Origin of the sequence: Pseudomonas sp. W2Aug9 (genome assembly GCF_023127755.1) — a bacterium.
Taxonomy (GTDB): Bacteria; Pseudomonadota; Gammaproteobacteria; order Pseudomonadales; family Pseudomonadaceae; genus Aquipseudomonas; species Aquipseudomonas synxantha_A.
Genome location: NZ_SPKL01000014.1, coordinates 65,836 through 75,676, shown reverse-complemented (window position 1 = coordinate 75,676; position 9,841 = coordinate 65,836). Strand labels below are relative to the sequence as shown.

General features: G+C 58.5%; 11 protein-coding genes and 1 pseudogene. 8 read left to right on the top strand and 4 right to left on the bottom strand.

The annotated features are described in order from the left end of the window. Positions 1-326: 326 nt before the first annotated feature. From rhtA to E3O56_RS12705, 4 genes are all read left to right on the top strand, one after another. Entirely contained in the window at positions 327-1,214 is an 888-nt protein-coding gene (rhtA, locus tag E3O56_RS12720; protein ID WP_103735448.1) for a threonine/homoserine exporter RhtA, read from the top strand. Between the two features lie 162 nt (positions 1,215-1,376). Beyond that, on the top strand, positions 1,377-1,658 hold the full coding sequence (locus E3O56_RS12715) for a hypothetical protein (RefSeq protein ID WP_003190182.1): 282 nt from the start codon (positions 1,377-1,379) through the stop codon (positions 1,656-1,658). A gap of 108 nt (positions 1,659-1,766) precedes the next feature. Further along, on the top strand, positions 1,767-2,498 hold the full coding sequence (locus E3O56_RS12710; protein WP_032876930.1) for an SDR family oxidoreductase: 732 nt from the start codon (positions 1,767-1,769) through the stop codon (positions 2,496-2,498). 35 nt (positions 2,499-2,533) lie between these two features. Further along, a complete protein-coding gene (locus E3O56_RS12705; protein ID WP_103735449.1) occupies positions 2,534-3,124 on the top strand; it encodes a 2-hydroxychromene-2-carboxylate isomerase in 591 nt (196 codons plus the stop codon). Positions 3,125-3,161: 37 nt separating this feature from the next. On the opposite strand, the gene E3O56_RS12700 is transcribed toward E3O56_RS12705, so the two are convergent. The 3 genes from E3O56_RS12700 to E3O56_RS12690 form a co-directional block, all read right to left on the bottom strand. Continuing rightward, on the bottom strand, positions 3,162-4,970 hold the full coding sequence (locus E3O56_RS12700; protein ID WP_078820807.1) for an aminopeptidase P family protein: 1,809 nt from the start codon (positions 4,968-4,970) through the stop codon (positions 3,162-3,164). Positions 4,971-5,019: 49 nt separating this feature from the next. Then, positions 5,020-6,180 (bottom strand): aminotransferase class V-fold PLP-dependent enzyme, encoded by a 1,161-nt coding sequence (locus E3O56_RS12695; RefSeq protein WP_078820806.1) that lies wholly within the window; start codon positions 6,178-6,180, stop codon positions 5,020-5,022. A 233-nt stretch (positions 6,181-6,413) separates the two neighbouring features. Continuing rightward, the gene (locus tag E3O56_RS12690; RefSeq protein ID WP_032876941.1) at positions 6,414-6,683 is read right to left on the bottom strand and encodes a hypothetical protein; all 270 of its coding nucleotides are present in this window, start codon (positions 6,681-6,683) and stop codon (positions 6,414-6,416) included. A 380-nt stretch (positions 6,684-7,063) separates the two neighbouring features. On the opposite strand from E3O56_RS12690, the pseudogene E3O56_RS12685 reads away from it, so the two are divergent. Together E3O56_RS12685 and E3O56_RS12680 are read left to right on the top strand one after the other, a co-directional pair. Continuing rightward, positions 7,064-7,147 (top strand): annotated as a pseudogene (locus E3O56_RS12685) (hypothetical protein); the annotation flags it as partial. Between the two features lie 46 nt (positions 7,148-7,193). Continuing rightward, positions 7,194-8,297 carry a sigma-54 dependent transcriptional regulator gene (locus E3O56_RS12680; protein ID WP_103735450.1) on the top strand — a complete coding sequence of 368 codons (1,104 nt, stop codon included), beginning with the start codon at positions 7,194-7,196 and terminating at the stop codon, positions 8,295-8,297. On the opposite strand, the gene E3O56_RS12675 is transcribed toward E3O56_RS12680, so the two are convergent. Continuing rightward, positions 8,286-8,651 (bottom strand): antibiotic biosynthesis monooxygenase, encoded by a 366-nt coding sequence (locus E3O56_RS12675; protein WP_005786757.1) that lies wholly within the window; start codon positions 8,649-8,651, stop codon positions 8,286-8,288. The two genes, E3O56_RS12680 and E3O56_RS12675, sit on opposite strands and share 12 nt — an antisense overlap. Positions 8,652-8,751: 100 nt before the next feature. Between E3O56_RS12675 and soxR the strand changes: the two genes are divergently transcribed. Together soxR and E3O56_RS12665 are read left to right on the top strand one after the other, a co-directional pair. Beyond that, positions 8,752-9,207: a redox-sensitive transcriptional activator SoxR gene (soxR, locus tag E3O56_RS12670; protein WP_078820804.1), complete on the top strand. Its 456-nt coding sequence runs from the start codon at positions 8,752-8,754 to the stop codon at positions 9,205-9,207. Between the two features lie 74 nt (positions 9,208-9,281). Continuing rightward, positions 9,282-9,740 (top strand): VOC family protein, encoded by a 459-nt coding sequence (locus tag E3O56_RS12665; RefSeq protein WP_032876949.1) that lies wholly within the window; start codon positions 9,282-9,284, stop codon positions 9,738-9,740. Positions 9,741-9,841 lie beyond the last annotated feature (101 nt).

Sequence of the window (9,841 nt, the reverse complement as noted above, 5' to 3'; positions counted from 1 at the left end):
GCGTTACACGCTGCTGTCAACACCTCTTTTTCAACTTCCTTTTGGCTTCGATGAACTGAAGCAATTTGCTGCCGAAAACTACGTAACTCATTGTTTACCAAGGAGTTTTCCGTTTCGACTGCGCCGGAAGTGGGGCGAATTATAGGCTTCCAGAATCTGCCGTCAACTCTTAATTTGGGTTTTCTATTAAATCCGCGGCAAACTCAAGAATTACACTATATAGACAACCACTGCGTGCGATTTGAGCAATATATTGCTCATCGCTTGACAGTTAAGCATCATAGCGTCTTCTGCTTATTGACTACGACCTCAGAAGAGCCCTCTCAATGACCACTTCACCCCGCAGCCTGGCCTCGGCACTGTTTCCCGTAGGCCTGCTGTTGATCGCCATGGCCTCCATTCAATCCGGGGCATCATTGGCCAAGAGCATGTTTCCCGTTGTCGGCGCACAAGGCACCACCGCCCTGCGTTTGATTTTTGCCAGTGTGATCATGCTGCTCATATTGCGACCATGGCGCGCCAAGCTGACGGCCAAGTCACTGCGCACAGTGATCATCTACGGGATGGCGCTAGGTGGCATGAACTTCCTCTTCTATATGTCACTGCGCACTGTCCCCCTGGGAATTGCCGTAGCGCTCGAATTCACAGGCCCGCTTGCTGTAGCTATCTATGCCTCGCGCCGAGCTGTCGACTTCGTGTGGATTGCTCTGGCGATCATTGGCCTGCTTCTGTTGATTCCGACGGACAAGGCCAGTAGCGGCATTGATCTGATAGGGGCCGCTTACGCGCTGGGCGCCGGCGTATGCTGGGCGCTCTACATTTTGTTCGGCCAAAAGGCGGGAAATGACAATGGCGTCCAGACCGCCGCGCTCGGGGTAATGATTGCCGCCCTCTTCGTTGCACCGATCGGCATCGTGCATGCCGGCGCCGCGCTGCTGACGCCGGCACTGATCCCTGTCGCCATCGGCGTGGCGATTCTGTCCACTGCCCTGCCCTACACCCTTGAGATGGTCGCACTAACACGCCTTCCCGCCCGTACTTTCGGCACACTGATGAGTATCGAGCCGGCGTTCGGCGCCCTCTCCGGCCTGTTTTTCCTGCACGAGCATCTATCGCTCGCCCAGTGGCTGGCCATCACCTGCATTATCCTGGCCTCGGTCGGTGCCACTTTGACGATGCGCCACGAATCCAAACCACTGGTACCCGCCGACTGATCATCTTTAACCCCAGCTCTGGTATTTGCCGCTCATTTAGGCCATGTTTAGGCCGTAACCGAATGTCATTCATGGAGAATTTCGACACGGACTGCATGAACGCTTCGCTCGAGAGCGAGTAAAGCAGCCCTGTTCTTTGCAGGGCGGCTATTAAGGATGGGAATGAAACGAATTTTGATACTGTTGCTGGTTGTGGGCATCGCGGGGTGTGCCGCCACCACTAAAACAGAAGTGAAACGCGGTAAAAAAGGACTGCATATCAACTGTTCGGGCCTGTCCTCCTCCTGGGACCAGTGCTACACCAGTGCCGCCAATTCATGCGGCGCCAAGGGTTATCGAGTGATTGCCAAGTCCGGCGACAACTCCGAAGAGCCAGGGGACTATCCCTTCGGTCTCAACCCTGCCGGCTATACCAGCCGCAGCATGATCGTCATCTGCAAATAGCTGCCCGAGCAGTCTCCCTGACTGCTCATCTTAAATTTCCACACAGGCCAGGCCATTTACGACATGGCGACTAAACTCCTGCTCGATCATCGAGCCAATGGAGTTCCCATGACGCACAACAACAAAATCGTATTGGTGGTAGGCGCCGGTGACGCAACCGGCGGCGCCATAGCCAAGCGCTTTGCCCGAGAAGGTTACATCGCCTGCGTTACCCGTCGTAGTGCCGACAAACTGCAACCACTGGTAGACAGCATTCAATTGGCGGGCGGGCAAGCCCATGGCTTTGCCTGTGATGCACGTAAAGAAGAAGACGTGATCGCACTGGTAGAGCAAATCGAAACGGAGCTGGGGCCCATTGAAGCGTTCGTCTTCAACATCGGTGCGAACGTGCCTTGCAGCATTCTGGAAGAAACCGCACGCAAGTACTTCAAGATTTGGGAGATGGCGTGTTTCTCCGGCTTCTTGAACGCGCGCGAAGTCGCCAAGCGTATGGCCACCCGTAAACGCGGCACCATCCTGTTCACCGGCGCCACTGCCGGCTTGCGTGGGGCCGCGGGATTTGCCGCATTCGCTGGGGCCAAACATGGTATCCGCGCCCTGGCCCAAAGCATGGCGCGGGAATTAGGCCCGATGAACATCCACGTCGCCCATGTAGTAGTCGATGGCGCCATTGATACCGAGTTCATTCGCGAAAATTTCCCGCAAAAATATGCCCTCAAGGATCAGGACGGCCTCCTCAACCCTGACCACATCGCCGAAAACTACTGGTACCTGCACAGCCAGCCCCGGGACGCCTGGACGTTCGAGCTGGACCTGCGCCCCTGGAACGAACCCTGGTAACACGCCCCTATAACAATAAGCAGCGAGTATCGACCATGAGTAAAACCCTGGAATTTTTCTTTGATCTCGGTAGCCCCGCGACTTACCTGGCCTATACCCAACTACCGGCACTCTGCACCGAGACCGGCGCGCATCTGGTCTATCAACCGATGCTGTTGGGCGGCGTATTCAAGGCTACTGGCAACGCCTCACCGATCACTGTGCCGGCCAAGGGTCGCTACATGCTGGATGACTTGGCGCGCTACGCCAAACGCTACAATGTACCGCTCAGTTTCAACCCGCACTTTCCCATCAATACACTGGTACTGATGCGCGCAATCACCGGCATACAAATCCATGAGCCTGAGCGCTTCTCCGACTTTATCGACTGCCTGTTCCGCGCCCTCTGGGTGGAAGGCCGACACCTGGGCGATCCGGAGGTCGTGGCCCACGTGCTGACCGAGCATGGGTTCGACCCAGAGCAGGTATTGGCCCTGTCCAATGATGAAGCCGTCAAAAACGCGCTCAAGGACAAAACCGAACAAGCCGTTAAACGCGGCGTGTTCGGTGCCCCCAGCTTTTTTGTAGGCAATCAGCTGTTCTTTGGTCAGGACCGACTGGACTTCGTGCGCGAAGCCCTCAGCTAAATATCGCTTGCAGCCGGCGCAGGCCGGCTGCAGCCAATCAAATAGCTGTGGTACGCACCTGCAACCACTCAAGCGCCGCACCACTGAGCAGCGGGCTCAAGCGCTCACGCACCTCGGCGTGATAGGCGTTGAACCATTCGCGCTCATCCGCCGTCAGCAACGACGGTTCCAGGCAACGGGTGTCAATCGGGCACAAGGTCAGGGTTTCGAACTTGAGGAACTCCCCAAACTCGGTCTTGCCCGCTTCACGGTTCAACACCAGGTTTTCGATGCGTACACCCCAACGACCAGGGCGATAAGTCCCCGGCTCGATGGAAGTAATCATCCCAGGTTGCATCGCTGTTTGTGGCGCGGCAGCGGCCTGGTAGGCAATAACCTGCGGCCCCTCATGCACATTGAGGAAATAACCTACGCCATGACCTGTACCGTGACCGTAGTCCACCCCTTCGGCCCAGATCGGCGCACGGGCAATCGCATCCAGCAACGGTGAGAGAATACCTTTGGGGAAGTGTGCACGGGACAGGGCAATCACCCCCTTGAGTACCCGCGTGCAATCGCGCTTCTGCTCATCACTCGGGGTACCGATGGGCACCATCCGCGTGATGTCCGTGGTGCCGCCCAGGTACTGGCCACCGGAATCGATCAATAGCAAGCCATCGCCTTCGATCAGGGCATGCTCTTGTTCAGTCGCGTGGTAATGCGGCATGGCGCCGTTGGCGTTGAACGCAGCAATGGTGTTGAAGCTCAGCGACACATAGCCAGGGCGGCGGGTACGCGCCGCAGTCAAGTGTTCGTCGATCGTCAGTTCGGTAATGCGCTCGCGGCCCAGGGCGCTGTCGAGCCAGGCAAAAAATTCGCACAACGCAGCGCCATCCTGCTCCATGGCCTGACGAATATGTTCCGCGTCCGCCAGGCTCTTGCGGGATTTTGCGAGCGTAGTCGGGTTGAGTCCTTCAACCAGCTTGACGCCGGCATCGAGATTTTCCAGCAAGCCGGCCGTCACGCGTGCGGGGTCCACTTGCAAACTGGCCCCCGACGGTACGGCACGCAGTGCATCGGCCACTTCGCTGTAGTCGCGCAACGTCACGCCATCCTGCTCGAGCATCACCCGCAACTCGGCATCGACCTTGCCCAGCGCGACAAACAACGTAGCCTGCTGTTGGTTGATCAACGCAAAAGATACAAATACCGGGTTGAAGGACACATCACCGCCACGCAGGTTGAACAACCAGGCGATGTCGTCCAGCGTCGCGATGAAATGCCAATCGGCGCCCTTGTCTTTCAAGCTGGCGCGCAGTGCGGCGAGTTTCTCGCCACGGCTGACGGTGGCTTGAGGCGGCAGATGCTGGTAGATCGGCTGGTTTGGTAGCGTTGGGCGGTCTTGCCAGACTTCATCGAGCAGGTCGATATCAGTGCGCAAGCGGGCGCCGCGCTCGGCCAGCTTGCCCCCCAGAGTACGTGCCGAAGCCACGGCCATGACCGCACCGTCCACAGCCACTACGCCACCTTCAGGGGTTTGCTCGGCCAGCCATTCCAACGGCCCAGGCTGGCCCGGTTGCAGCTTTACCAACTCAATGCCACTGCCCTTGAGTTCCTTGGTCGCCTGCTCCCAGTAACGGCTATCGGCCCAGACCCCGGCAAAATCCGCCGTGACGATCAGTGTCCCCACCGAACCATGGAACCCCGACAACCATTGGCGCCCCTGCCAGTAGCCCGGCAAGTATTCGGACAAGTGCGGGTCAGCCGATGGCACCAGCAGGGCGTGAATGCCCTCGCGGCGCATCAGTTCACGGGTATGCGCCAGGCGCTGGGGAACCGTTCCATGGGTCAAAGGCTGCGTACTCATTGTGTCTCCTGCTAACCACGAATAATTGTTATATGTTGCCAATGATAAATCAGACCGCCCAAAACGCCGGGGCGCTGGCCAATGCTGCCTTGATCAACTGTGCGGCTTCGTCGATGTCCTGTTCGGTGGTAAACCGGCCCAGGCTCAAGCGAATGGTACGACCGGCGGTGCGAGCATCATGCCCCAGGGCCAGAAGCACATGGGACGGTGCGTTGCTTGCCGAATTGCACGCCGAAGTCGCGGAAAAGGCAATGCCCGCGCTCAGTGTGGCAGAGTTGAACTCACCCTCGCTGAACGTCAGGCTCAGGGTATGTGGAATACGCTGAGTTGGGCTGCCATTGAGGCGCAAGCCGGTAACTGACGTCAGGTGATCCAGCAGGCGCTGGCGCAACGCTGCAATCCGAGCCTTCTCATCAGCAAAGGACGCTGCCGCCAAGGCAAACGCCGTCCCCATGCCGGCAATCTGATGGGTCGCCAGGGTGCCAGAACGCAAGCCCCCTTCGTGTCCACCGCCATGAATCTGCGCCAGCACTTTCTGCTGCGCCAAAGGCCCGACATACAACGCGCCGATACCTTTGGGGCCGTACAGCTTGTGCGCGGAGAATGACATCAAATCCACCGGCCACAGGCCCAGGTCGATGGCTACCTTGCCAGCCCCTTGCGCCGCGTCCACATGAAACAACGCGCCATGCTCACGTACCCGCGCACCGATGGCCGGGATGTCATTCAGGGTGCCCAGCTCGTTATTGACCAGCATCAGCGAGACCAGGAAGGTGTCCTCGCGCAGGGCTTCGCTGACCGCTTCGACGCTGATCAAGCCGTCCGCATCCGGCACCAGGTAGGTCACCGCCACGCCGGCTTCCTGCAGTTGCCGCGCAGTATCCAGTGTGGCCTTGTGCTCGATCTGGCTGGTGATGATATGCCCACCCGCCACACCCCGGGCCTGGGTCACTCCCTTGAGCGCCAGGTTGTTGGACTCCGTGGCGCCGGAGGTCCAGACGATCTGCTCCGGCTGGGCGCCGACCAGTTCAGCGACCTGGCGACGCGCCTGTTCAACCGTGTGCCGGGCCGCCTGGCCGAATGCATGGGAACTGGACGCCGGGTTACCAAAATTGGCATTGAAGCCCAGGCACTCGACCATCACCTGGATAACCCGCTCATCCACCGGCGTGGTAGCGGCGTAGTCAAAATACAACGGACGTTTATTCATGACGTTAAAACTCGCAGAGCGTGCTCCCGAACGCAGCGTCTCGGGGGGGCATCGACCGGAACAGAGGTCGTCAGGTTTAACCGATCGAATGCCATTAAAGAAGGTAACTTTATTTAAATGTGCGTAGGAACGCTCCTGGAATTGAGCTTAACAGGCTGAAGTAGCTCCATGGCAAACAAAAAGCCCGAGGTTCCTTAAGGGAATCCTCGGGCTTTTTATCGCAAGAGGCCGGCTCAACTGGGGCGACCATGCAGGACTACGCTGCGCTCGGCGTTCATTTCACCCTGGCGATCAAAAGAGAAAGGCTTCTGTGGCTGGCCAAGCAACGCAGCGCGCTGCTGCTGATATTCGTCAAACGACAAGCCGCGACGGCTCAGCGCCTCCAGGGCCAATTGCCTGGTCTCCTCGGCGGTGTATGGACGCAATTCCGGGGCTGGATGGGACGCACATCCGGCAAGGACAGAGGTAACAAGTAGCAGCGAAACAGCGAGGAAACGGTTCATGGCGGCGGCTCTGCGAGAGGGGGTTCAAGTCAATGAACACAGGCTACTCCCGGTCCTTCTCGGTGAAAAATCATCGCCCGTGATAGTCGCTATCAACCGGCACGCCACCTTCAACAATCAGCTGCTAATATTCCTTAAAGATCTATAAATATGCAAACACATCCATTTACGGAATAAATCATTTTCTCTATAAATAGCTTCACACGTCAGCAACTGTGCAGTGGCAACAGCCAACCCCAAAACTGGGGTCAGACAACAACTCCCTTTCTCGGCAGCGAGCGCCATACCCATACAGATCAAAGCCTGAACCCGTTGGTACAGCCCTTGTTCAACCTACTTCACCTCTGTTGCTCAGTACCCGCCGTTAAAGGAGCTGTTAACTAGTGTTCCCGTTGCTGCCGCAGCTGTATGCCAGCCTGGCCGGGTACGGGGTTACCAGCCTGACGGGGCCGCTGGGGCATTGAGCCAGTACTTGCCGATCCCGACGTTCTACTCCTGAGAGAGGTGCCCATGCAGCTTTTGACCCTACCGCCCTCGCCCGCCCTTGCGACCTCGATCCGCGCCACGGCCCAGGTCTTCGAAGACCCCAAATCCCAGGCACTGCTCGACCATATCCAACAAGTGGCGCCCAGCGAAGCCAGCGTGCTGATCATCGGCGAGACCGGCACCGGCAAAGAGCTGGTGGCGCGGCATATCCACAACCTCAGCGCTCGGCGCAACCGGCCGTTCGTAGCGGTGAACTGCGGGGCGTTCTCTGAATCCCTGGTGGAAGCCGAGTTGTTCGGCCACGAGAAAGGCGCGTTTACCGGCGCCCTCAGCGCCAAGGCCGGCTGGTTCGAAGAGGCAGACGGCGGCACCTTGTTTCTCGATGAGATCGGCGACCTGCCGATGGCCATCCAGGTCAAACTGCTGCGGGTGTTGCAGGAGCGCGAAGTGGTGCGCCTGGGCTCACGCAAAAGCATACCTATTGATGTAAGAGTCCTGGCCGCCACCAACGTACAACTGGAAAAGGCCATCAACGCCGGGCATTTTCGCGAAGATCTGTACTACCGCCTCGATGTGGTCAGCCTGGAGCTGAGCCCGCTGCGCGAGCGCCCCGGCGATATCCTGCCGCTGACCCGCCACTTTATCCAAGCCTACAGCCAGCGTCTGGGCTACGTCCCGATCACCATCAGCAGCGAGGCCGAGCACAAACTCAAGCGCTACAGTTGGCCGGGCAATATTCGCGAGCTGGAAAACGTGATTCACCACACCTTGCTGATCTGCCGCAACGGCGTGATCGAGCGCGACGATCTGCGCCTGTCGAATATGCGCATCGAGCGCCAGGACGACAGCCAGCACGCCACCGACAACAGCGCCGAAGCCTTGCTTGCGCGGGCGTTTCAAAAGCTCTTCGAGGAACAGGCCGGCGCCCTGCATGAAAAAGTCGAGGACGCTTTATTACGCGCCGCTTACCGCTTCAGCCATTACAACCAAGTACACACCGCCAACCTGCTGGGCCTGAGCCGCAACGTTACGCGCACGCGCCTGATCAAGATCGGCGAGCTGGCGGTAAACAAACGCCGGCCCGGGCAAACGCTGCTGGGCGAACGGATGCTGCATTTATCCATTTAAGCGGCAGTGCAAAGCATCGTCCTGACTGCGCTCAAAACTGCGCAACACCTGGAATGATCCGAAGGTTACAGCCGTCGCTTGATGCGCGCGGATCAGTGTCCAGAAATCTTCGTCGCCGTGCTCGAAACGCTTGAAGGCTGCTTCTCCGTCCTCGCGGGATTGCCATTGCAGGTAATTGAGCACCCGCCGCCCATCATCGCTGACCTGCACACTGGCACTCAGAAAGCCACCATGGCTTGCCGCGAGGCGCTCGCTCTGGGTGGTCAAGGCCGCCACCAGGGCTGATTGCTGGCGGGGCTCGATCTGAAATTCGATCAATTGAGTGAAGCTGCGATTTTTCTCTGATACCTGCATGAGCACTCCCCTTTCTCTGTAGGCAGAATCTTGCGATTCGATGTCACGCAGGGTAAAACCTCTAGTTAAGTCGAGGTCAAGCACTGTTTGGGAGTCTTACATGCTCAGCAACGAACTCAGCGTCGGTCAGTTGGCCGCCCGCAGCGGCGTAGCGGTCACCGCCCTGCACTTCTACGAATCCAAAGGGCTGATCAAGAGCAATCGCAATGCCGGCAATCAACGGCGATATCCACGGGACGTACTGCGCCGGGTGGTGCTGATCAAAATTGCCCAACGCCTGGGCATTCCGCTGGCGACCATTGGCGAGGCATTGCGGGCCCTGCCCGATGGGCGCACACCGAACGCTCACGACTGGGAACGGCTGTCGGCCTTGTGGCGTCAAGATCTGGATGAGCGCATCAACAAGCTGACGCTGCTGCGCGACAAGCTCAATGGTTGTATCGGGTGCGGGTGCCTGTCGATGGAGGCGTGCCCGTTGCGCAATCACGATGACCAGTTGGGTGAGCGTGGCCCTGGTGCGCAACTGCTGGAGCCCACGCTTGATTCCGATCGGTAAAGCCGGTTGCGCAATGCAACGTGACCTATAGTGAAAAGGCTGTAACTCCATAACCACAATCAAAGGAGAACGTTATGAGCGTTAAACCTATTCCCGAGGGTTACCACGGCATTACTCCCTACCTGGGCATCAACGAGGCCGCAAAGGCGATAGATTTCTACAAAAAGGCCTTTGGCGCCTCGGTGTTCATGCGCCTGGACATGCCCGACGGCAGGGTCGGCCATGCGGAGCTGCGTATTGGCGAAGCGGTGATCATGCTGGGCACGCCCTGTGACGAAACGGCCCTGCGCAATCCCGACTCACATCCCAGTGTCGGTTTGCACCTGTATGTGAATGACGTGGACGCACAATTCAAACAGGCGGTTGATGCCGGCGCCAGCGTAGTGTCCGAGCCGCAGGATCAGTTCTATGGGGATCGCTCGGCGAGTGTGAAGGATCCGTTCGGTCACCTCTGGTTCCTGGCCACCCATAAGGAGGACCTGACCGAGGAGCAAATCCGCCAGCGTGCCATGCAGATGTTCAAGCAAAATTAACCCTGTGGGCGTGAGCTTGCTCGCGCCTGCAACACGCCACGCCTTGCCCCAGGTTCCAGCCGGCCAACACGCGTGGCCTGCTCCGGCAAGCTAAAGGCCTG